General features: G+C 44.7%; 18 protein-coding genes. 7 read left to right on the top strand and 11 right to left on the bottom strand.

What is annotated here, in order from left to right; translation table 11 throughout:
* Positions 1-146: 146 nt before the first annotated feature.
* Genes A1QO_RS01235 through A1QO_RS01225 form a run of 3 tightly spaced genes read right to left on the bottom strand, consistent with a single transcriptional unit; the run spans position 147 to position 3,487 of the window.
* Complete coding sequence (locus tag A1QO_RS01235; RefSeq protein WP_017041137.1) at positions 147-698, bottom strand: ECF-type sigma factor; 552 nt, start codon at positions 696-698, stop codon at positions 147-149.
* 7 nt (positions 699-705) lie between these two features.
* On the bottom strand, positions 706-2,139 hold the full coding sequence (locus tag A1QO_RS01230) for a hypothetical protein (RefSeq protein ID WP_017041136.1): 1,434 nt from the start codon (positions 2,137-2,139) through the stop codon (positions 706-708).
* A gap of 13 nt (positions 2,140-2,152) precedes the next feature.
* Positions 2,153-3,487, bottom strand: a complete 1,335-nt coding sequence (locus A1QO_RS01225; protein ID WP_017041135.1) for a serine/threonine protein kinase — start codon at positions 3,485-3,487, stop codon at positions 2,153-2,155.
* Between the two features lie 154 nt (positions 3,488-3,641).
* On the opposite strand from A1QO_RS01225, the gene A1QO_RS01220 reads away from it, so the two are divergent.
* Positions 3,642-4,991, top strand: a complete 1,350-nt coding sequence (locus A1QO_RS01220; RefSeq protein ID WP_017041134.1) for a hypothetical protein — start codon at positions 3,642-3,644, stop codon at positions 4,989-4,991.
* 53 nt (positions 4,992-5,044) lie between these two features.
* Here A1QO_RS01220 and A1QO_RS01215 read toward each other — a convergent pair whose 3' ends face one another.
* Positions 5,045-5,920, bottom strand: a complete 876-nt coding sequence (locus tag A1QO_RS01215; RefSeq protein WP_017041133.1) for a sterol desaturase family protein — start codon at positions 5,918-5,920, stop codon at positions 5,045-5,047.
* A gap of 319 nt (positions 5,921-6,239) precedes the next feature.
* Between A1QO_RS01215 and A1QO_RS01210 the strand changes: the two genes are divergently transcribed.
* Together A1QO_RS01210 and A1QO_RS01205 are read left to right on the top strand one after the other, a co-directional pair.
* Entirely contained in the window at positions 6,240-7,511 is a 1,272-nt protein-coding gene (locus tag A1QO_RS01210; RefSeq protein WP_017038828.1) for an imelysin family protein, read from the top strand.
* 71 nt (positions 7,512-7,582) lie between these two features.
* Positions 7,583-9,049, top strand: a complete 1,467-nt coding sequence (locus tag A1QO_RS01205) for a di-heme oxidoredictase family protein (RefSeq protein WP_017039762.1) — start codon at positions 7,583-7,585, stop codon at positions 9,047-9,049.
* A gap of 272 nt (positions 9,050-9,321) precedes the next feature.
* Here the strand turns inward: A1QO_RS01205 and A1QO_RS01200 are convergent, their stop codons facing one another.
* The 5 genes from A1QO_RS01200 to A1QO_RS01180 all read right to left on the bottom strand — a co-directional run bounded on the left by A1QO_RS01200 (position 9,322) and on the right by A1QO_RS01180 (position 15,586).
* Positions 9,322-9,531 carry a hypothetical protein gene (locus A1QO_RS01200; RefSeq protein ID WP_017033112.1) on the bottom strand — a complete coding sequence of 70 codons (210 nt, stop codon included), beginning with the start codon at positions 9,529-9,531 and terminating at the stop codon, positions 9,322-9,324.
* Positions 9,532-9,966: 435 nt separating this feature from the next.
* Positions 9,967-10,863 carry a DMT family transporter gene (locus tag A1QO_RS01195; protein WP_026026880.1) on the bottom strand — a complete coding sequence of 299 codons (897 nt, stop codon included), beginning with the start codon at positions 10,861-10,863 and terminating at the stop codon, positions 9,967-9,969.
* Positions 10,864-11,182: 319 nt separating this feature from the next.
* Positions 11,183-12,313, bottom strand: a complete 1,131-nt coding sequence (locus A1QO_RS01190) for a lipocalin-like domain-containing protein (protein WP_431354861.1) — start codon at positions 12,311-12,313, stop codon at positions 11,183-11,185.
* A gap of 26 nt (positions 12,314-12,339) precedes the next feature.
* The gene (locus A1QO_RS01185; protein WP_017041131.1) at positions 12,340-14,883 is read right to left on the bottom strand and encodes an ABC transporter permease; all 2,544 of its coding nucleotides are present in this window, start codon (positions 14,881-14,883) and stop codon (positions 12,340-12,342) included.
* Positions 14,870-15,586, bottom strand: a complete 717-nt coding sequence (locus A1QO_RS01180) for an ABC transporter ATP-binding protein (protein WP_017041130.1) — start codon at positions 15,584-15,586, stop codon at positions 14,870-14,872. The genes A1QO_RS01185 and A1QO_RS01180 overlap by 14 nt, the downstream gene beginning before the upstream one ends.
* 397 nt (positions 15,587-15,983) lie before the next feature.
* Between A1QO_RS01180 and kduD the strand changes: the two genes are divergently transcribed.
* Positions 15,984-16,745: a 2-dehydro-3-deoxy-D-gluconate 5-dehydrogenase KduD gene (gene kduD, locus A1QO_RS01175; RefSeq protein ID WP_017041129.1), complete on the top strand. Its 762-nt coding sequence runs from the start codon at positions 15,984-15,986 to the stop codon at positions 16,743-16,745.
* A gap of 53 nt (positions 16,746-16,798) precedes the next feature.
* Complete coding sequence (locus A1QO_RS01170; protein ID WP_017041128.1) at positions 16,799-17,437, top strand: RpiB/LacA/LacB family sugar-phosphate isomerase; 639 nt, start codon at positions 16,799-16,801, stop codon at positions 17,435-17,437.
* Between the two features lie 90 nt (positions 17,438-17,527).
* On the opposite strand, the gene A1QO_RS01165 is transcribed toward A1QO_RS01170, so the two are convergent.
* Positions 17,528-18,106, bottom strand: a complete 579-nt coding sequence (locus tag A1QO_RS01165; protein WP_017039755.1) for a hypothetical protein — start codon at positions 18,104-18,106, stop codon at positions 17,528-17,530.
* A gap of 213 nt (positions 18,107-18,319) precedes the next feature.
* Positions 18,320-19,918 carry an isocitrate lyase gene (locus tag A1QO_RS01160; protein WP_017038821.1) on the bottom strand — a complete coding sequence of 533 codons (1,599 nt, stop codon included), beginning with the start codon at positions 19,916-19,918 and terminating at the stop codon, positions 18,320-18,322.
* Positions 19,919-20,048: 130 nt separating this feature from the next.
* Between A1QO_RS01160 and A1QO_RS01155 the strand changes: the two genes are divergently transcribed.
* Together A1QO_RS01155 and A1QO_RS01150 are read left to right on the top strand one after the other, a co-directional pair.
* A complete protein-coding gene (locus A1QO_RS01155) occupies positions 20,049-21,002 on the top strand; it encodes a LysR family transcriptional regulator (protein WP_017033103.1) in 954 nt (317 codons plus the stop codon).
* A gap of 174 nt (positions 21,003-21,176) precedes the next feature.
* Complete coding sequence (locus tag A1QO_RS01150; RefSeq protein ID WP_017041127.1) at positions 21,177-23,363, top strand: malate synthase G; 2,187 nt, start codon at positions 21,177-21,179, stop codon at positions 23,361-23,363.
* Positions 23,364-23,492 lie beyond the last annotated feature (129 nt).

Genomic DNA, 23,492 nt, shown 5'->3' with positions numbered 1-23,492 from the left:
GTTGGGTATTGATACTGCGTTAGAGGCGTCATGATAGTACTAGGTCGCTAGGTCTAAAAAATCCTGAAAAAGAGCAGTGAGTTCACCGCTCTTTCTATGAGTCGTTGCTTGGGTTGAAAATACAGATTAGGTCTGGTGAGTCAGAGCTACGAGCAATGTACTCGTAACCAACTTTTTGAAAAACTGAGATCTTTTTCAATTTTACTGGCGCTGCTTTGTAAGAGAGTGCTTATCTCTTTGACGCTCATTCCTAGAAAGTACTTAAGCTTAACTACCTCTCCTTGGGCTGGGTATTTTCTACAAAATGAATCGATAATCTGATTGATTTCAATGATATTGTTCAAGTCTTTAGGCCGTTCGCTAATGGTTATCTCTTGGCGCTTCTGGGCTCCAAAGTATCTTGCCTGATCCACAAGTATTTGCCGGATGACTTTACTTACCAGCAGGTAGAACTGCTTTCTATTGCCCACATCACAATCAGAATACTGACTGAGTTTTACATAAGCCTCATTGATGAGCGCGGTGGTGTTGTTCGAAAGCTCGTTGAATACTGGATTGTGCTCACCAAATTTTTGTGAGCTACGTAATCTTTCTTGTTGAGCAATCACTTTTAGGTGTTCGTAAGCGTAAAGATAGAGTTGTTGCTCCACTTCTTTCTCACCAGATTGCCATCTCAGAATTAGGTCGGTTAAGTTCATGTGTGTCTCACAGTTTGGTCAGTTCGGACACCTGAGAGGTGCGGAGTGACTGATCTTTCTCATCTAAGATTTGTTGATAACGGTAGAGGATGCCGTTATTTAGGCTGTCACTCACGGGCAGGTATTCCCACGTTGTGTAGTGTTGAGTTTGGTTGCTATCTTTCCATGCTACAGGGATATTTAGGTGATAAAAGTAAAGGTCTTTAGCACTACTTTGAAGCCACCACATGTCCCCAAATTCTACACTGGCATTCTTGAAACCTGCACTGTTACGAGCTCTACAATGCGAGTCTGAGAATGGCGTAGCCCAAACCTGTCCTTGTTTAATGTCAAGGCAGCGATAGCTTACCCCCTCTTTGTTTATCTGTTTTTCTTGCCATTGCCCTTCAAATGACAGGGGCGTGACATCACGACTGGCAAAGGTAAACCAGATGAACTCAGCATTATTTGGGCCATCTACTTTTTCGTGTTGGCCTAATCCTTGTTTTTTATTGAGAACGATTTGTGTGCTTGGGTTGAAAGTCATCGCATTAGCTCGATATTTATAGCTGTTGCCAGAATCGTACTCTTCTACCACATAGCCACTTAGGTTAGTACGAGTGCAGCCTTTAAGAGCACACGCAAACAAACCGGACCATCCCTCAAAACTGGAGACTTCATGGAACTCTTCTTCGGTTCTTTTTGCCCTTAAATCAACATCACAGCTTGCAATGACGCCATCGTTACTGCCGTATCGATCGCCATTATCAGGGTACTCAAATATGCCTTTATTGGTGATTTTATACGTCGTACTGCCCACAGGGCCGACATAGCTCGGGTTATCGATTTCATCGACATTGTAGAAACACAAGTGGCCTTGATAGTTGCGAGTTTTGATTAAGATATCTCGTAGCTCTGTATCACGAGGAGCATAGACGATTTCATCTGACGAAAGGGATTGTTTGATGTATTGGTAACTTGACTGTAAATGAGCAGCGGCTTCACCTACGGAAGGGATCTCAATATCATAGCGTTGAGCCAGTGTATCCAATTCGATTAAATTGAGTTCACCTAGAAAATCTTGAACCGCAGGTTGCGAAATTTTAGCTTGGTTAACGGTTAGGATATTGTCGCTTTTATTGAAATCACTCATGGCTAACAACAAACGAGTCATATTGATTGTACGCGTATGCGTGACAGTCATTGAGTTGGGGGAAACCCATTTTTCAGCGGATACGGAAGCTAAGTGGAATGCACTTGGGCCCTCACCAAGATAGAAATCCACGACATCGCCGTCTGAAAATTGATAAGCGCCTTGATCCGTTTGTCCTTCTATTCCTGAACTGGTGACGTATTGAATACCAGTAATGGGTGCGTCAATAAAAAAACCGGTTTGAGCGGCGGCCATAGCCTGCGTGCAGTGCAGTAGTACCGCGCTTAACACAGCGATAATAACTTTCATTTAAGAGACTCCTTTACTCTTTACATGAATGGGATGAATCACAACTTATTAATGATTCGGGTTTTTGTTTTGGTTCAATGAAATCACTTAATAGCAACTTGTGACGAATTTCTTCAGGTAACGAGGGGTTGGAAAGCAATCGTTTCTTAGCGACATCGATGATATTTTTGGTAATGATTGGGTGACTACTTTCGTAATGAAAAATGGCGGTGAGTTCGAGTAACATCTTCTCAACGGTCGCTTTTTCGCGTTCAATTTTTTGATTGGCAACAACGAGTAATGCTAGAAAGCAAAATGTTGAAATCACCAGTAGTGAAGAGAGGGTGGTTACGATTGGTCGCCGACGGCATAAAAGCGTCAAGCGCTTGGAAAACGAACGATTGAGCGAAGTGGGTTGATACGCTAGATAACAGCGGATATCGTCGGCAAACTGTTCGACATATTGATAGCGCTCGCCGATGTTTAAGTGGGTGGCTTTATCTATGATTAACCTAAGTTCATTCTTTTGATTCGTTTCATTCTGATCATCAACACCACTGAGTAACTCTTTTATGATCACGCCCAAGGAATAAATATCTGCTGAATTGGTGAGATAGTCTCCTTCTTTTTGTTCGGGGGCGGCATAACGATGACTAAGAGCCAGGATTGACGATTTTTCTGAATCTTGCTCGTCCCGTTGAATCATATTGAAATCAATCACTTTTGGCGTACCACATGCTTCGACTAGTATGTTTTCGGGCTTGAGATCGGCATGCAGCGTTTGATGTTTATGAGCGTGACTGATTGCAGAACAGACCTTAAGAAACAGCTCTAGGCGTTGTTTTTTACTATAACGCGTATGCGCCAAAAACTCGTTGAGCTTTCGTCCTTCAATCCGTTCCATGACCAGGTAGTTGATGCCCTGATAACTGCCGCCATCGATCACTTTAACAATGTTGGGATGATTGAGGCGAGCCAACATTTTGGCTTCGTTAAACATGGTAGAGCGGTCCAGCAGCTTGTGCAGAGAACGTCGAAAAAACTTAATCACGACGGACTGATCAAAGGTTTTGTTTTTGCGTTCAGCGAGATAGACAACACTCATTCCACCTTCATCTAGTTGTTCACCAACTTTGAATTTGTCGACGGTATGACCTGAGAGGTTAGGCACAGAATCGGCGCATTGGACAAGTTGATCATCAATGATGGCGGTCAAATGTAATTCATCGGACGAGTGAGCCTGAATGAGAGGTTGTATCTTCAGATAGTCGGCAAGATTGGAAGATTGCAGCTTATGTAACCAAGCGTCTTTGTCATCAACATCCAAATAATCGTAAAACAGAGAGGTCGCATTTTCACTAGAACTCATGTCGAGTCCACAAAACGTGAATTAAATTTACGGTTTTTTTCATAACATTCGTTCCTTGAATGAATGTTTGGCCATTCATTATGATGGCGCTGATTTTACAGAAGATTCTCTCTTTAAATCAAGCAGAGAAACACGATTACTAGGAATGAAATCGATGAAAAAAACGAATCTATTGTGGGCCATGATGGCGACTCTTACACTGAGTGCATGTGGTAGTGATGATAACGAAAACGTAGCTGCTCCAAGTGCCAGCGGTTCAGGAAATGAAGTCTATAAAGCGATAGACGGTTACCTAATTGGGGCTGATGTGTATGTAGACAGGAACAAAAACCGTGTGGCTGATGGGAATGAGCTACTCCCTGCAAAAACTGATGAGAATGGAGAGTTTGTCCTTGATGAAGCAGATAAACAATACCCTGTCATTATCAGAGCCGTGGCTGGACAAACGTATGATTCCGATAAAGCAGGGCGCTTAAAGAGCAGTTTTGAATTCATAGCGGACAGCCGCATTAACCTAGTCACCCCATTTTCGACGATTGCGAGTAATGAAAATCTATCTTTAGAGGAGCTTGCTAGCCAGGTTAACCTCCCTGTTGAGGTGATTGAAGGTGACTATGTATCGCAGAAAGTTTCATCAGGCAATAGTGATGTGGCGTCGCAAGCACACGCATTGGCAAGAGCGCTAACACAAGTCATTGGCAGTGATGATGTTCCGCAATCTGAGTTTATGGATGTAGCGCGTAGCATCAAAAGTGAAATCGACAGTGATGTGAATACAGGAAAGAACTTAGACAAACTCTTGTATAAGGTAGGCAGTGGTGGGGTTATTTCTGCGGTTGATATGCCTAAAACGCTAAAAGCGCATTTCCTAGAGGGCACCTTTTATTACGTTCATACCAACCAGTATGAGTTTAATGATGAAGGTATTTTCGAGCTGGATTTCGCAGAAACTGAACAAACTGTGATCAACGGTAGTGGTCGAACGTTCACTTGGCCGATTCAATATTTTGCCAAGGGATTTAAAGTTGGGACGGATAGTTTGGATGAGGTGATTTATGTCAGTGACGATATTACGATATTAATGACGGGTTTCGGTGAGCTTGGATTCATGACCAAAACCGATGTTAAAACCGGTTATGTTAATGCTTACCAAGACGTTACTGCCAGTGACTATCAAGGGAAAACTTTCTACCATTTTTGGGATGATTCAACCACTGGCACGCCGAATCCTTCTTTTGTTAAGCTGAGTTTTGCGGAGCAAGGTAACCGTCTCGAGTTGACTGAAAATGGCCAAACTCGCGCTTTAGATTGGCTCATTCAAGGGAATGATTTGGTCATACAGGGTGCTCAAGATGGTGGAGATTGGGAAATCTCTCGAACTACTATCGCCAGTGAAGATTTCATTATCTTTAATGAAGGGCGTCACGGCACGCTTAACGTCCCTTACTTTATGACTGAAAATGAAGCACTAGCAGAAGCCATTTTTGCCGAATGGACGAAATAATTTAAGATCGACGCTAAAACATGGGCGTTAATATAAAAGGTCAGTAGCAGACGTTACTGACCTATTCCCCACCATTGTTGCTTTACGGTTTGTCGATTAACCAAAGACTGATCTAATCCAAACCCAGTGACCTGTTGTCCTTCACTAAGAACATGACAACCAAACAGTTTGTCCCATATCGCTAACGCTGAACCAAAGTTCTTATCATAATGCTTTGGCTGAACACTGTGATGTATTTGATGCTGGGCGGGGCTAATAAAAAGGTGTTCAAGTTTTGAAAACCCAAGCCAAACAGGACTGTGTCTTAAATTACTGGCGCAAAGATTAAAGGCAAAGATAAATACATTGACGCCTATGATTTGGCTAACGGCAAGAGAGTTCTGAAAAGCATACAAAAATAAACCAGTAACGCTGGCACCAACGATAAGACTTCGAGCGGCATTAATGCACATTTCGACAGGGTGGATACGGTACAAGGTTAGCGGGGTCATATTGGTTGCACTGTGGTGAACCGCGTGAAATCGCCATAAAAATGGGAGCTTATGGAAAGAGAAGTGGACAAGGAATTTAAAAAAATCTTGGACTAAAAATAAGGAAAAAGAAAACAGTAACATTAACAGCGCCTGATCAATTTTCCAAAAATTGCCATGACCGAAAGCCTGCACCAACCATTGATTGACCGAGAGAGCGTAGCTGACCTGAAGTGCCATTAAGGGCAAAACAAGTAACTTGAAAAGCCATTGGTTGATGAACAGCCAAATGACGTCTACGACACTTGATGCGTTAAACCATAATTTTAGCTTGAACAATTGTGTTCCTGAGATCCAGTATGCGATCAGGAAACTGCTTAATAGATATAGCCAATAAGTTCGCTTTTCAGCAGACACTAGAAATGTCAACGGTGACAATAACGTCTCATGCCAATCCACGGTCTCTTCCTAACATCACTTTTTTCAATCTATTGACTCCCACGTAACGGTCTTCAATCTAAATAGCTTCAACTTAACTATTTTTAACTGATTAACTATTCTCAACGGATTAGCTATTTTCCATTTATGCATACCAATACACATTCCCTTCGTATTTGCCGTAATCCATACGCCATAACGTATTGTTAACTCGAGCGTTAAGGATAGTAACAAAATGTTTGCAATTGTAAATGCAAATCACTATCATTATTCAAATGATAACCATTATCAATAATTTATTCTCTAACGTAACTTCAATCAATATCAGGAAGATAGTTTAATGTTTACAAAAAAATCTATGTCGGCTGCGGTTTTATCAATGACCGCTATCGTCGGGTGCACGAACGAGACTGAAACCAAGCAAGTAAGTCCTGTGACAGAGCAAGATGTAAAAGCAAACTACATCAGCATGGCACATGCGGCTTATGCGGATTCACTGACGACGGCGCTGACATTACAACAATCTATCGAAGCACTTCTAGCGAAACCGACAGAGCAAAATTTAGAGAATGCCAAAGCCGCTTATAAGCTGGCGCGAGTGCCTTATCAGCAGTCTGAAATTATGCGTTGGGATACCGATATTACGCTTGAAGCAGGATTAGACAAAGACGGTGGATTGGTCAGTGTTGATGAGTGGGAAGGGCAAGTCAATGCGTGGCCACTCGATGAACAAGCGATTGATTATGTTCAAGGCAACGCGAATGCTGGCATCATCAACCAAGTAAATGGTCCAGAAATTACAGCACAATACCTGATAGATCAAAATGGTGTTGGTGGCGAAGCCAATGTGACCACGGGTTATCATGCCATTGAATTCCTTTTATGGGGCCAGGATTTAAACGGTACTAACCCAGGGGCTGGCGAACGCAGTGTTAATGATTTCCAAACAGACGCGAGCGGTCAATGCAGTGCATCTAATTGTGACCGTCGTCGTCAATACCTTAGTGTTGCAACTCAACTTGTCGTTGACGATCTGAAAGCGATGACAGCCGAATGGACAGAAAAAGCGGTGATGACAGAAGGGACACTGGCGAATAACTTCAATAACTCAGAAGATGGGATCCGTTACATCTTGTTCGCTATGAAAGCGATGGCGACTGACGAACTGGCTTCTGCGCGCATGAACGAAGGTCTAGAAGGTGTCGATCCGGAACAAGAGCATGATTGCTTTAGTGACTTAAGTCATGTTGCTATTTATTACAACCACCAAAGTGTACGTAACGCTTTTTACGGCCGTTATGAAAAACTGGACGGTTCTGTTGTCTCTGGTGCCAGTGTCTCTGACCTAATCAAGCAAAAGAGCCCAGTTCTTTATAAGCAGTTTGATGACGCGTTGAACAGCATCGAGACAAACATGAGAGTGGTTTATGATGCAGGTGAGCAAGCAAACCCAATTCGCTTTGATCAGATTATTGGTCAGGATGAAAATGGTAAAGAGAAGCAAGCAGCATTGGCCGCGGTTTACGAGCTTGTTGAATTGACTTCAGCGTTTGCATCAGTGGAAGAGTTGCTTTCTATCCAGGCGTTAACGCTTGATGGCAGCGGCGACTAATTGCGCCTTTCTAAATGGTAATTTTAAGGCAACCTGCGGGTTGTCTTTTTCACGTTAAAAGACTCGAACAAATGACTAAAATAGTATTCTCGATCATTGGCCTGTTATCCACTTGCGTTATGGCGAATGACATTGATCAACAACAGCATCTGTCTGCTGGAGCGACCTCGGTAAAATCTGTTCATGCCTCCGCATTTTCTCAACCTTCAGCGAATTTAACCGACGGTAGAAACATTCTAAAATTCCACGGCGGCAACAAATTCTTTGAAGAGCCTTGGGCGCAAGCCGTTGGTTCCGTTAGCTCACAAGATGGCCTCGGTCCACTATTTAACAATAATGCCTGCCAAGATTGTCATATTCGAGATGGACGAGGCCACGCTTCTAAAGCAGAAAAGGGCATGCGTGGTACCGATTTTAACAGCATGCTGTTACGGGCATCGAAAAGTGACATAACTCAAGAACAGCAAGACGCGATCAACCAGTCGTTGATGGCCAATGTTCCTGACACTTGTATCGGCGGTCAGCTTCAGCATCAATCAAATTTTGGGATAGCAAAAGAGGCAACCCAAGCCGTTAGTTACCAATATTACCATGTCGAGTTTAGTGATGGTGAAAGCGTGGAATTACGCCGTCCAACTTGGCATGTCAAAGCGCAGGGTTGTGACATCAATAATGATACTGTGTTATCAGCTCGTGTGGCCCCTCAGATGATCGGTTTAGGTTTACTTGCATTGATTGATGAGGCTCAGATCCTCGCTCAGCAAGATATTGAAGATAAAGATAATAATGGCATTTCTGGCCGAGCTAACTTTGTGTGGTCGGTCGACGAAGATGCAGTTGCTTTGGGACGCTTTGGCTGGAAAGCGGGTCAGCCAACCATCAGGCAGCAAACCGCTGGGGCGTTTTTAGGAGATATGGGGCTCACCACGGAGTTGTTTACGACTGAAAATTGCATGCCACATCAAAAAGATTGTTTGGCTGCACCGAGTGGAAATGGTGATATGACGGGCGAATACAGTCATGAGGTCTCGTCTAAAGTACTGGAAAAAGTGGTTTTCTATTCTAGCCATTTATCCGTCCCAGAGCGCCGCAACGCTTATGATGAAAAGGTCTTGGCGGGCAAAGCACTCTTTAATGATATTGGCTGTCATCAATGCCATACAGAAAGTTATACAACACAACAATCAAAAGAGTTTCCAGAACTGTCCGGTCAAAAGATTTACCCATATACCGATATGTTGTTGCATGACATGGGGCTAGAGTTGACGGACTTTGATAAACACAGCAAGTTTGTTCAAGGGAACATTCAAGTTGAGTTCTTGGCACAAGCCAACGAATGGCGTACTGCACCTCTATGGGGATTGGGTTTGGCGCAAACCGTGGATCCAAACGCAACCTTCTTACACGATGGTCGTGCGCGAACCATTATGGAAGCCATTTTGTGGCATGGTGGTGAGGCGAGCACTCAGCAACAAGCCGTGTTGCAATTGGATAAAGCGCAGAGAGAAAGCTTGATGGTGTTTTTGAACGATTTATAAAGGCGGCGTTATCTCACCACACCATTCCTGCCTTATACCACGCTTGTTTATCACAAGGAGTGTTTTGGTTTGGCGTGAAAGAAAAGAGGTGTTTGGGAATGCAAAGTTAAGCAAATAAAAACAAGGGGTTAGCAAAAAAGTTCAGCAAAAAAGAAGAGGATAACCTAGTTAGCGTGAGCCGCGAGGTGAAATGCCGGTGACTAGGTTTGATTCTTTTTTGCTTTATTTAGTTCTTACTTTTGATGATGAGAGACATGGCGTTGTCTCTGTCGCTATAGGACTGTGAAATGTCCTAGCGTACTGCCGGTATTCGATAAAATCGTACCGGTACTGTCTCGATCATTGAATTCAAAGTCGATCAGGTAGCTTGTGTCTTGAAGCTTTGGCAATATGTGGCGATGTAGAATATCGCTGTTTAACTGTCGTATTTCTGCGACCCAAGATAGGTCTTCGTTAAGCAAGTTTATTTCAATTTTGAACATTTAATACCTTGTGATTTTGTTAGTGACTTTTCTCGTGACAATTTGTACCAATGGATTTGTCGTGTTGTTCTTTTAGACATAATTGTGCCTTTAATTTATTACAGGTTTATTGAGTGCCGATGACCGATAGCGATCAAATCGCATAAATTTTACGCAATCAATGGCGACGAAAATCGACGAATATTTAATGAGGCTGTTGGTGTAAAGCTATTGAATGATCGATTGAGGTAAAGCTGACGCAAAGATGGTGTAACGAGGTTTATCGAGAACTGTCTATGAGGGAACTTGGACTAAATGTAACATTAACAACTCTTATTCAAGAGCCAAGCGGTAACTATACGCTTAGTTTTATAAATAGCTACCGTTATTTCCAAGTGAAAGTGAAATAAATGCACATTTGTATTAACTCACTGAAATTATGGCACTTTACGTTATTTACCTTTTGAGTGGGGTTAAAATCTGTTTGCCAAACACATTGATTAACGCCCCTGTCACTATCAAACCGCCACCTAAATACGTCCACACTGAAGGGATTTCATTAAACACCCAAACCCCAAGTAGCGCAGAAAATACAATCTGTATATAAGAATAAGCAGACGCTTTTCCTGCCGCTTGGGTTTGCATCGCTTTGGTTAGGCCATATTGACCGATTTGCGTGAAGATGCCGACTAAAATGAGCATGACCGTGAGAAACAGACTCGGCCACACAAAGTGGTTCCAGATAAGAAGGGTAGAGATAGGCAAAGCGACCAATGGAAAATAGAATATGATCACCGAACTGTCTTCCGTCTGACTCAGCTTTCTTACGATTACATAGGCGATAGAGCTGCCAAACGCACCGCATAACGCAATCAGAATACTAAACAGTGGTAGCTCGTTGGCTACTTCGCTGCTGATGTTTGGTTGAACCATGACCAATAAACCTGCCAGGCAGAACGCTATACAGATAATGGTTGATTGCTGAATACGCTCCTTCAGAAATAAAACCCCGAGCAATGCAGTAAATATGGGGTGAACGTATTGCAAGATCGTCGCTTCGGCCAAAGGTAACGTTGTAACCGCATAATAAACGCACATCAATGCTGCTGTTCCTACCGCGCCACGCACAAAGAGTAGCGGTTTATTGTTACCCCATACAGAAATGCCTTTTCGCTTTACATCCAAATAACTGATGATTAAAGAGACTAATGCTCGGGCCGCAACGATTTCAAATACCGGGATGCCATAATTGCTAATGTACTTCACGCAAGCGGACATGAGCGCAAATCCAAATGCAGAAAGAAGCATAAATCTAACCCCAACAGGGATAAGCGTTAAAGAGAAAGAGGGCATAAAGTGACAGATATAATTTGTGTGGAGGGAAATAGTAACACCTAAAGTGATGAACCGCTCTTATTTGAATGATCCTTCACAACGAAATTTTTATACAGTCAAATCAAAACAAGCGCATCAAAAGCGCATACGTTTTATGTAATGATATAAAAACCACCATCTATTTACCCTTCGTTAATATATTCTAAGGCTCTCCTACCGGGCCAGCGTATACAGTTAATCTTGATATTTAGATGATGGCATGCTGAATTAATGACGTATAAAGCGAGGCCTGATGATGTGGCAACGTCGTTGTTAGTACCAACTATTCAGGCTTTGCTTAGTAGCCTGTCAGCTCCATATAACCAGAACCGGAATGAGAACCTTTAATTACGATTGGACCCTCCCAATAGGCGATAGACAGAGGCATTTGGGCGTTTGGATTGAGTGCTGAGATGGTCAGGTCGATTTGTTGAGTTGGAATCGCCATTCGCCATTCTGTTGGGTAGTCACGCCCATCGATTTCAGTTTTCTTGATGGCGGTTAAGCTGATGTCTCGCTGCTTAATCGCGATGCCAGAACCATCTTGCTGCATTAACCTTGCATGGGAATAATTGGCTTCGTCTGTTGTCGAGTTTCTAAGCTGAAACACGACTAAGCTGGTTTCATTATTGAGCCGAAGTGCAAACCAATCCCAGCCTTGTTGTGAGTCGAGTAAGAACTGTGAACTCCACTCTCTGTCAATCCAACCTTTACCCGAAACGAGATGTGTTGTGCCATCAATCGTCACTACGCCTGATACATCGATAAACGGCTGGCTGTAGTAATAGGAAGCGACTTTGCCATCGCTGCTCTTCGTGCTGTAGCCGTCCTCGCCCTGTTTCTGATAGGGCGAGTCGCTAGTGAGTGTTAACGAGTAGCCAAACTGATTGGAGTTAGCATTCAAGGTTGCAGGGAACAGATCATCGCTTGAAGAGTTCCACTGCCAATCATCAAGATAGACACGAAATGGTGAAGCCTCAACGCCTGCCAATTCTGTTTGGTCACGAGACCACTTTTCATCGGCGTAGTGTTTGTCTTTAGAGGTAACGGCACTGTGCGCCAGGTAGATCTGTTGGCTTTGCCATGCGGTTTGCTTAGGCTGCTTTGTCTGATGGTCGTTTTCTTGAGGGGCAGAGGCAAAGCGGAACTGTGTCCACTGTACGCCCAAATGATGGCCATTTTCATCGCGTAAGTTTGCGGTAAAATACCACCACTCATGGCGAAAGCTTGGGTGGGCTTGGTGGTCGGCAGGGAAGGTGAACTCCACGCCTTTGACTACTGGGGTGAATTGAGCACCGTCTTCTTGTGTTTCATCGTCGGTCTGTTTTTCATTGCCGAGTATCGCCCCCATACTTTGTGTTGTTTGTTGGCCTGATTTTTCACAGCCCCAAAGGGCTAGCATCCCAATTAAGAAAACGGACATTTTCATTAGCTTACTCTTCACACCAACGTTCATTACAGCACCTCACTTTGCAAGCTAGATACCACGGGCTTACTGACCAAGCGCCATAGGGGAATGAGTGTTGCAATCACTGCCACCATAATCGTGATCGCGGAAATGCTGAGCGCATCACTCCAGTTCCACTGGTAGTTTAAGCTCCACCCAAAGGCACGTAGGGTAACAATGTCGGTGAGCACGTAACCAACCATAGCACCAAGCGGTATGGCAATAACCAAAGTAAAGGCGACAAGTGCAACGATTTGCCCGAGCACCATCGCCATCAATTTCTTGCGGCTAACGCCAAGCGCGTGCAACCTTGCAATAGCGGCCTTACGTGCATCGAGCAACATGAAGCAGGCGCAGAACAAGCCAATCACCGCCACCATTAAGGTAACGCCATTAAGCGCCCGAGTGATGGCAAAGGTTTGCGAGAAGATACCTAAAGCGATCGATTTGATCTGCGCCTGATCGTAAAGCTGGCTAGGGTGCAAATTCAATTGCTGCTTTAGTTGTTTGTATACCTGTTGCGGGTTATCGGAGACTTTGATGCCCAGGCTGATGGGTAGATCAGTAAAGCCACTTTCAAACCATAAATTAGGGGCAAGCAACACTTCGCCATTGGGTGAGCCGTAATCATGGAAAATTGCGCCAACTGTTAGTGATTTGTCTGGGATAGCGTCGAGTTTTAGTTCGCTGTTCAATGATAAGCCGAGCTTCACCGCCGTGGGTTCGCTGATCGCCACTAATTCACCTTGGTAAAAGCGTGACCAGAACGTATCAAGCTGCGATTGGAATACCATGGTTTGCTCTAATGTGTCCTTGTCTTTGGTGCCGAGTAAAATCGGTAAGCCTTGCAAGTTATCATCGACGTAATACTGCTTGTAGACGGTTTCAACGCTTTCAAACTCCTCCAATGCGCGCTCGACATTAGCGATTTCACCTTGAGCTGGGCTAATGTAAATATCGGCGTGCAATCGCTGTTCTAGCCACTGCTTTAGGGTGGATTCAAAACTGCCGACTAACGTATTCATTCCCATGTTGGCAGTCACAGCAAGTAGTAGCGCCATCATGGCAAGGGAAAGGGGAGATATCAGCTCTCGCAGTTCAGCAAACAGATACTGCATCAACCCTGACTGAGTTCGTTGTTCACTCCAATTTGCTAACACGCAGAGCGTTTTGGGCAGATACAAAGGAATCGACACTACCAACACACCAAGCCACGCCATAGTGAAGCGATGATGCTCGCTGAGCCATAAGCCAGCCAACGCGATAGCGGTCAGCACTACGCCGATAGTAAATAACTGGTTTTCATTTGAAGTCTCTTGAGTTTGGTAAAAACCGCCATGAGAAGAGAGCGGTTGTCGAATACGCTGCTTAAAGTGCTGCCAACACGCGACTAACGTCGCCGCTAACGTGAGTAATAAAGCTTGTACAAACCATTGCCAATGCCATGTGCCAGGCAATAGCGTTGCGCCATAAAGTTGCTCAAGGGTTATCGCAACGGTTGGGTGTAGCCAATGGCTCAACTGAATACCCAAAACGAAACCGAGTGATGCGCCTAGTGTGACTAAAGCAATGAGCTCGATTATCAGAGCTGAGAGCACGATGCTTGGTGAAACTCCGGCTTGCTGAATTTGTACTAACAGCCGATTACGTTTGAGCAAGCTGTACTTCACGCCGTTGTAAGCGATGAACAAACCAACCAAGAAAGCCAGTAAGCTCATGGCAGTGAGGTTGAGGTGAAAGCTGTCGGTAATAGATCCGAGATCCGTACTTTGGTTGTTGGAAATCCATTGCCCTTGCTCGGCGATCAGATTCTGCCATTTGTCTTGATCGTGGGTCTTGGTATCAAAAACAGCGATGTAGCTCAGTTGGCCTTGCTTGTTCAGTAATTGCTGAGCGAATCCAATGTCCATCAACATCCGACTACCCAGTTGCCATTCATCGGGCAGCACGACCACTTGGGTGACTACTTCATCGAGCGTCAGTGTTTTTAATTCGTCTAAGCTTTGATGTTGTGATTGGCTCATCATAACGATGGATTTGCCAGCTAACAGTTGAGGAAGCGGTATGGCGTTGTCGAACAGAGATATGTTTTGACTGTTTTCTGACGTTCCATCGTTTTCGGCTAGCTTGTCGGTAGAATAGCGAGATCTTGAGGTGAGAGCGGCGATCAATTCACTGCCTTGTACCGACCAACGACGACCTTGTTCGTCTCTTACTCGCCCTTCAATCACGGGTAGTATCGCGCTTAATCCATTTTGTCTTAGCTTAAAGTAAAGCGATTCTGGTAAGTAGTTTTGCCCCGCTGGTGGAATGATCAGGTTTTTCGCTTGGACACTCAGTTGTTCTGTGGATTCAGCATAGCTGCGTTGGGCATTAAGGTTGATGGCTTGCACCGCGACAAACAGGGTGACCGCCAACACGATACCAATCAAGATCGCCGCCGCTTGCAAGGGCGATTGGCGATAGTGCGCAGCGAATAGGTTTAGCGTAAGTTTTGTGTGAGTGAGCCTGGTGTGATTTAACCTAGAGTGAGTTAAGTTAACTGTCCGCATGAGGTTTCTCGCTGGCTTGACTTTGGTTTAGCTCTACACGCTTTAACTCTCCATCGTCTAACACCAGTTGTGTCTGCATAAAACTGGCACATTCGGGACTGTGTGTAACCAAAAGCACAGCCGTGTTGCCTTGCGTGGTGATTTCGTTCAGCAACCTCATCACTTCTAAACCGGCTTTGTGGTCGAGGTTGCCTGTGGGCTCATCGGCAAGCAAAAGTTTCGGTTTATGGGCTAACGCACGTGCGATGGCAACTCGTTGTTGTTGTCCGCCAGAGAGCGCTGATACATGCCTATCGAGCAGTTCACTGATGCCTAACGCTTCCACTAAGTAATCACACCAGTCTCCCCATTTTTGTTGATTCAAATGCAATGGGAACGCGATGTTTTGTTTTACGTTGAGTGGGGTTAACAAGTTGAACTGCTGAAAGATAACGCCCAGTTTTTGATGGCGGAAGCGGCTCCATTGTGGATCTTTCCAAGCTGATGTTTTCTCGCCATCGAGCCACAGTTCTCCACCTGAAAGTGGTTCAAAGCCCGCGATTAGGTTGAGTAGGGTACTTTTTCCACTGCCACTCGAACCTGTCAAAGCCACGCTTGCCCCTGGCGCTAGGTCGAAGTCGATGCTCTCCAATACACTATGGGTGTCTTTACCATCAACAAAGTTTTTGCTGGCATGTTTCAGCGTGACAACTGGGTTTTCCATTTCCTATCCTTGTATCGAAAGGGGGGCTATCAAAGCGCGTCGATTGGTAGTAATGAATACCGCGATAAGCTCTATATCACTGTAGACAACAAATTGGAAAAATAGAGCGATTTATATCGAATTATTAATAACTTGTACTGTGAGTAGGAGGAAATAGATCAGTGAGAGGGGCGATTCTGCTCTGGGGATGTCACAGATCTGCACTTAAATGGAAACTAAACGAGTTGTTATTTCAGTTCTAACTCGTTTAAGGGAGTTGGGGCAATTAAGTGGGGCTAATTTTGATCCTAGTTCGAATCTTTTTAACGTCACTCTCGCATTTATATATTATTGTATGATTTAATTGGGCGTATCATAATGTTACATCATAAATACAAACGTAACTGAGGAAGCGGACATGCTGTTAGAGTCATTCAGTCTGAAAGGTAAAGTCGCGATAGTGACAGGCTGTAACACGGGACTTGGGCAAGGTATAGCGTTAGGCCTAGCAGAAGCAGGTTGCAAAGTTGTCGGTGTTAACCGTACAGAGCCTGAAGGGACTATTGAGAAAATGAATGCAGCAGGCCATGCGTTCCTAAACGTTCGTGCTGACCTTCTCGATCAAGCGTGCATTCCCGGGATCATAGAGCGTACTTTGACTGAGTTTGGCCAAGTCGACATCCTCGTGAACAATGCCGGAATTATTCGTCGCCAAGATGCGATTGAGTTCTCAGAGCAAGATTGGGATGACGTAATGAACGTGAACACCAAGACGGTATTTTTTATGTCTCAGGCGGTTGCAAAGCAGTTTAAGGCTCAAGGTACTGGCGGAAAGATCATTAACATTGCATCGATGCTTTCATTCCAAGGTGGCATCCGAGTTCCTTCTTATACTGCTTCAAAAAGTGCTGTGATGGGAGTGACACGTGCGATGGCGAACGAATGGGCGCGCGACAATATCAACGTGAATGCGATAGCACCCGGTTATATGGAAACGAACAATACTCAAGCTCTGCGTGAAGATGCCGTGCGCAATCAAGCGATTCTGGATCGTATCCCCGCCCAACGTTGGGGTACGCCGCAGGATATCGCAGGTCCTTGTGTGTTCTTGGCATCACCAGCATCGGACTATATTAATGGCTACACCATCGCGGTCGATGGTGGTTGGTTAGCCCGCTAATTGGTTTTTTATTCTAAATTTTGAGTTTGCAGCAATCTTGCAGGAGAAGATAAATGAAAATCGCTTTAATGATGGAAAACAGTCAGGCAAGTAAAAATGCCATGGTGGCCGCTGAGCTAGAATCAGTGGCGGGTGGTCTTGGTCACGATGTTTTCAACTTAGGCATGACAGACGATAACGATCACCACTTAACGTATATTCATCTCGGTATCATGGCGAGTGTTTTGATCAACTCAAAGGCTGTGGATTTTGTTGTGACAGGGTGTGGCACAGGTCAAGGTGCTTTGATGTCACTGAATCTGCATCCAGGTGTGGTTTGTGGCTACTGTTTAGAACCATCAGATGCATTCTTGTTTAACCAAATCAATAACGGTAATGCTATTGCTCTCGCTTTTGCCAAGGGCTTTGGCTGGGCAGGTGAGCTGAATATCCGTTATATATTCGAAAAAGCGTTCACTGGTGAGCGTGGAAAAGGTTACCCACTAGAACGTGCAGAGCCACAACAGCGTAATGCAGCAATTTTGAATGAAGTAAAAGCAGCGGTGGTAAAAGATAACTTTATCGATTCGCTAAGAGCAATTGACCAAGATCTCGTCAAAACAGCGGTTGGTAGCGCGCGTTTCCAACAATACTTCTTTGATCATTGCCAAAACCAAGAAATCGCAGACTACGTCCAAACACTCTTGGATTAGTTCTATCAAGAGCTCACTTAGCTGTGAAATCGAGCTAATTAAATTGAGCCAGCTAGGTTGAGCCAGCTAAGTTGAGCCAGCTAAGTTGAGCTAGATAGCCAGCTCAGGTTCAGATAGCTCTTGTACACAAGCTCGGCTGATGTCTTCATCAATGTAAGCCATCCCCAGTTTGTTCAAGTAGTCCATACGATCAGCTGTGCGAAGCTCGATGTCGGGGCCTACAATGTGGTTGGCTTGATAAATTTCAGTGAGGTGAGACATGAATTGTTCACCAACACTCATCATCAACAGGCTCATTGCGCCTACGTCCGGTCTTACTTTGGCACGTTGCTTTTCAGACAGGTTTACCGCTAATACGATAGGCTGTTCTTCCCCTTCGAAACGAACACTACGCTCACGAACGGTTTGTTGTGCCCAGTAATACGCCAACTCTTTACTCTGAGTAAGGAACACAGGTTCGACTGATTCTGTGTAGTTATTACCAATCGTAGCCATGGTTTTCAAAGCGGCTTCATTGAGTGCTTTGTCTCCTGAGCGTTTCAGTCCTTGGCCTTGGATAGAAGCAAGCAAGGCTGAAGATGTGCCGTGATACCATGTATCACCCGTTGCGAATCCATTTTCTGATAGCAGCGTTTTTGCATCTTGTAGGTGTTTCGGTATTGAAGTCATAGGCACTCTCAATCAAAAGGAATATCAACAAACATGAATCTCAACAAACATGAATACAGTTAGCTTAAACAGATGTTGCTTAGCTGACCGTGGTGTAGAACACAATTCTTAGGCTTTGAGATAAAGCTGGCAGTCGTAGCTTTATCTCAAAGCCTTCCCCCGGTTCCTTAATCAAGTAAGAAACAATAGCGGAGGAGGCTTTAGCGTTAGCGGTTAATCAAATTGATTAGACGTATTCGCTTCACCCGCGGCTTTTAGTGCATTCTCACCCGCGAAGTATTCTTTGTGATCATCACCGATGTCTGAACCAGACATGTTTTGGTGTTTAACACAAGCGATGCCTTGGCGTATCTCTTTGCGCTGAACATTTGCAACATAGCCCAGCATGCCTTGGTCACCGAAGTATTCTTTTGCAAGGTTGTCAGTAGACAGCGCTGCAGTGTGGTAAGTCGGTAGAGTAATCAAGTGGTGGAAGATACCCGCTTCACGAGATGCATCCGCTTGGAATGTGCGAATCTTATCGTCCGCACTTGCAGACAATTCTGTTTCGTCGTATTCCGCACTCATCAGGTTTGCACGGTCGTAAGCTGAAACATCTTTACCTTCTGCTACCATCGCATCGTAAGCTTGCTGACGGAAGTTTAGCGTCCAGTTGAATGATGGCGAGTTGTTGTAAACCAGTTTCGCATTAGGGTGTACTTCACGTACGCCATCCATCATCTCTTTGATTTGACCGATGTGTGGTTTCTCAGTCTCAATCCAAAGTAAGTCAGCACCTGCGTTGATGGCTTCGATACAGTCGAATACACAGCGATCTTCGCCCGTACCTTCGCGGAATTGGTATAAGCCTGAAGGCAGACGCTTAGGTCGAACTAGCTTGCCGTCGCGGTTGAAGCAAACATCGCCTTCAGCCATATCAGCAACATCAATCTCTTCAACATCTAGGTATGAGTTGTAGATGTCACCTTGGTCGCCCGGCTCTTTCACCACTGCGATTTCTTTTGTTAGTCCAGCACCTTGTGAATCGGTACGAGCAACAATGATGCCGTTGTCGATGCCTAGTTCAAGGAAAGCGTAACGAAGCGCACGAAGTTTCGCGTGGAAGTCAGCGTGTGGAACTGTAACTTTGCCGTCTTGGTGACCACATTGCTTCTCATCCGCTACTTGGTTTTCAATTTGTAGACAACAAGCACCCGCTTCAATCATCTGTTTAGCCATTAGGTACGTTGCTTCTGCGTTACCGAAACCAGCATCGATATCGGCAATGATTGGCACTACGTGTGTCACATGGTTGTCGATTTTGTCTTGGATACGGTTTTGTAGGTCCACATCACCCGCTTCACGAGCGGCATCCAATTCACGGAATAAACCACCCAGTTCACGAGCATCAGCTTGGCGCAGAAATGTGTATAGTTCTTCTACTAGGCCAGCAACTGACGTTTTCTCATGCATTGATTGGTCTGGAAGTGGACCAAAGTCTGAGCGAAGTGCAGCGACCATCCAACCAGAAAGGTATAGGTAGCGGCGATCTGTCTTGCCATCAAAGTGCTTCTTAATAGAAATCAGCTTTTGTTGACCGATAAAACCGTGCCAGCAACCTAAAGACTGAGTGTATTGAGAGCTGTCTTTGTCGTAAGCCTCCATATCCGCACGCATGATATCTGCCGTGTATTGCGCGATATCCAGACCTGTTTTGAATTTGTTTTGAGCTCGCATACGAGCAGCAGATTCAGCATTGATTGCATCCCATGGAGCACCTGCAGCGCTTTTTGCAACTTCTATCATTTCGATATCTTGTGTAATTTGCGACATAACTATTCCTTAGTTTCACGTGGGGTATGGTTGCCAAATTGGCTTGGATTAAAACTTTGCTATGGACAAAGAATAACCACTCATGTGATAATTTTGTTAATTTATAGTTATTATATTCGGTATTTTTCTTATGAATATTGCTCGTATAGACCTTAATTTACTTGTGTATTTAGACATGTTGCTACGTGAAAGAAACGTTACACGAGCAGCAAATCAATTGGGTATTACTCAGCCAGCCATGAGTAATGGCCTTCGCCGATTGCGTGATCTCTTTGAGGACCCGCTATTAGTGAGAACCAGTGAAGGGATGATACCAACCGAACGCGCACATAAGTTGCAGCCACTGATTCGAAACATCCTGGCAAATGTAGAAAAGACACTGCAGCCGACCGCAGAGTTTAATGCAGAAGACAGTGAACGCGTATTTCGTATCATGGCGAGTGACTATGCAGAATCGACCATTATTCAACCTCTTCTGAAAAGGTTAAGTGAAATCGCACCGAAAATACGACTGGATATCATGACGCCAAGTGACGTGAGTTATCAGGATGTAGAGCAAGGTACTGTTGATATAATTATCAACCGATTTGACGATATTCCTCAGTCGTTTCACCAGATGAGCCTTTGGCACGACGGGTTTTCTTGTCTATTTAGTTGTGACAACCCGATAGCCGACAACTTCGATATTTTGTCCTATTTAAAGGCGCAACATATCTGGGTAAGTAAGACAGGTATGGGAACGGGGGTGGGGATAAATCCAAGTGAAGCACAAAAGCTCGGTTGGATAGATGAAGCACTTATTCGTATCGGAAAAACACGCAATATTACGGTGTTTACTCGACATTACCTATCAGCCATTCTCTTCGCTCAACAGAAGAATCTGATCCTGACCATTCCAACCAAAGCCGCGCAATTGCAGCGAAATAATCCAAGGCTGTTGATCAAACCCGCGCCATTTGCGATTGAACCGTTTGAAGTGAAAATGGCGTGGAGTCCATTATTGCAAACCAATCCAGACCACCAGTGGATGCGTCGTTTGATTAAAAGTGTCGCTAACGAAATCGAGAGTGGAGTAACGGAATAACACAGTTTGTGGGGTATTTTTTATATGAATATCCAATATAACGGGCATAAATTAGCTAAATTCATGTCCGTTAAGTAAGTTTAAGTCAGTAAAGTAAATTTAAGCTAGTAACGTAAATTTGAGCTAGACACGAAAATTTATTGAGTAGCCATCAGTTAGTTTGAGAGAGAGTTTATGAGCAGTCGCATTCAACAGGGAAGCTTGAACATTGATAGCACCCTCTACCAATTAATTAATGAGCAGGTGATTCCTGGAACAGGCATTGTCGCTGAAAACTTTTGGCAATCATTTGCAACCATCCTTGAAGATCTGGCTCCAAAGAACCGCGCATTGCTTATCAAGCGTGACGATCTTCAACATCAAATTGACGTTTGGCACCAAGAGCGCGCTGGGCAAACGCTAGATCCTATTGAGTACAAACAGTTCTTACAGCAGATCGGCTATTTGGTTTCTGAAGGCGATGACTTTCAAGTGACGACAGCGAGCGTAGAACCTGAGATCGCAACACAAGCAGGCCCGCAGCTCGTTGTGCCTATTATGAATGCCCGCTTTGCACTTAACGCAGCCAATGCGCGTTGGGGCAGCCTATATGATGCGCTCTACGGCACGGACGTGATCAGTGAAAGTGATGGCGCGGAAAAGGGCGGAAGCTTTAACCCTGTGCGTGGTGCTAAAGTCGTGACTTATGCTCGTGAGTTCCTTGATGATGCAGCGCCACTAAATGGCGTTTCTCATAAAGACGTCACCAAATACAGCATCAGTAACGCTAGCATCGGCAATAAGTTGATAGCGACACTGGATAACGGTGAAGAAGTCACTCTCATTGATAGCGACCAGTTTATTGGCTATCAAGGTGATGCAAGTTCCCCTTCATGCATTCTGCTGAAGCACAATAACTTGCATATCGAAATTCAAATTGACCCGAGCGCACCGATTGGTAGCGTTGATGTTGCTGGTATTAAAGATGTGTTAGTCGAAGCTGCTTTAACGACCATTATGGATTGCGAAGACTCGGTTGCTGCGGTTGACGGTGAAGACAAAGCACTGGCTTACCGTAACTGGCTAGGTTTGATGAAAGGTGATCTGCAAGAATCACTAGAGAAAAACGGTAAAACCATCGTTCGTAGTTTGAATCCAGATCGCCAATACACCAGCGTGACGGGCGGTGAGATCTCGCTGAAAGGCCGCAGCATGTTATTTATACGTAACGTGGGCCACCTAATGACTAACCCTGCGATCATTGACGCCGAAGGCAATGAAGTGCCTGAAGGTATTATGGATGGCATGATCACCTCGCTAATCGCAATGCATGATTTGAAAGGCAACAGCGCTTACCAAAACTCGACCGCAAACAGCATCAATATTGTAAAACCTAAGATGCATGGCCCTGAAGAAGTGGCGTTTACCAATGAACTGTTTGGCCGCATTGAAGATGCATTAGGTTTAGACCGCTACACCATCAAAGTTGGCATTATGGACGAAGAGCGTCGTACTTCGGTCAACCTGAAAGAATGTATTCGAGCGGCTAAAGATCGTGTTGTGTTCATCAACACCGGTTTCTTAGACCGAACCGGTGATGAGATTCACACCAGTATGGAAGCGGGACCATTTGCGCCTAAAACACAGCTGAAAACCATGACTTGGATTGGCGCATACGAAGATCAGAACGTTGATCTTGGCTTAGCTTGTGGCCTGCAAGGTAAAGCTCAAATCGGTAAAGGTATGTGGCCAGAGCCAGACAATATGGCGAAGATGATGGATGCGAAAATCGGACATCCTCAAGCGGGCGCAAATACCGCTTGGGTTCCTTCTCCAACCGCCGCGACTTTGCATGCTCTGCACTATCACAAAGTGAGTGTACCAAGCCGCCAAAAAGAGCTTCGAGAGCGAGTGAGAGCGAACGTTGATGATATTCTGACTATTCCGCTATTAGGTAATCAAAAGCTGACAGCTCAAGATATCCAAAACGAATTGGACAACAATACGCAAGGTATTCTTGGTTATGTAGTGCGTTGGATTGACCAAGGCGTCGGGTGTTCTAAGGTGCCAGATATTAACGATGTCGGTTTGATGGAAGACCGAGCTACGCTGCGTATTTCGAGCCAACATATTGCCAACTGGTTACGTCATGGGATTTGTAATGAAGCCCAAGTAATGAGAACCATGAAGCGCATGGCCGCAGTGGTGGATGAGCAAAACGCTGGCGATCCGAACTACCGCAACATGGCGCCAGACTTTGAAAACAGCATTGCATTTTCAGCGGCTTGTCAGTTGGTATTTGAGGGGGGGGCTCAGCCGAATGGCTATACTGAGCCCGTGTTACACGCGATGCGTTTAAAACTGAAAGCACAAAATGCCTAGCAGACACAGCGAAGCAAGCCAATAACGGCGAAGCAAACCAATAACGAAAATAAAGAATGTGAACGACTAAAAAAAGCAAACTCTTTAACCGAGCCCAAGGTGCCGCGCTTTATTGCGCGGCTTTTTTTT

The sequence above is a fragment of the Vibrio genomosp. F10 str. ZF-129 genome (assembly GCF_000287055.2).
Classification (GTDB): domain Bacteria; phylum Pseudomonadota; class Gammaproteobacteria; order Enterobacterales; family Vibrionaceae; genus Vibrio.
The sequence above is the reverse complement of the archived record's forward strand: the minus strand, read 5'-3'. Positions and strand labels throughout refer to the sequence as shown.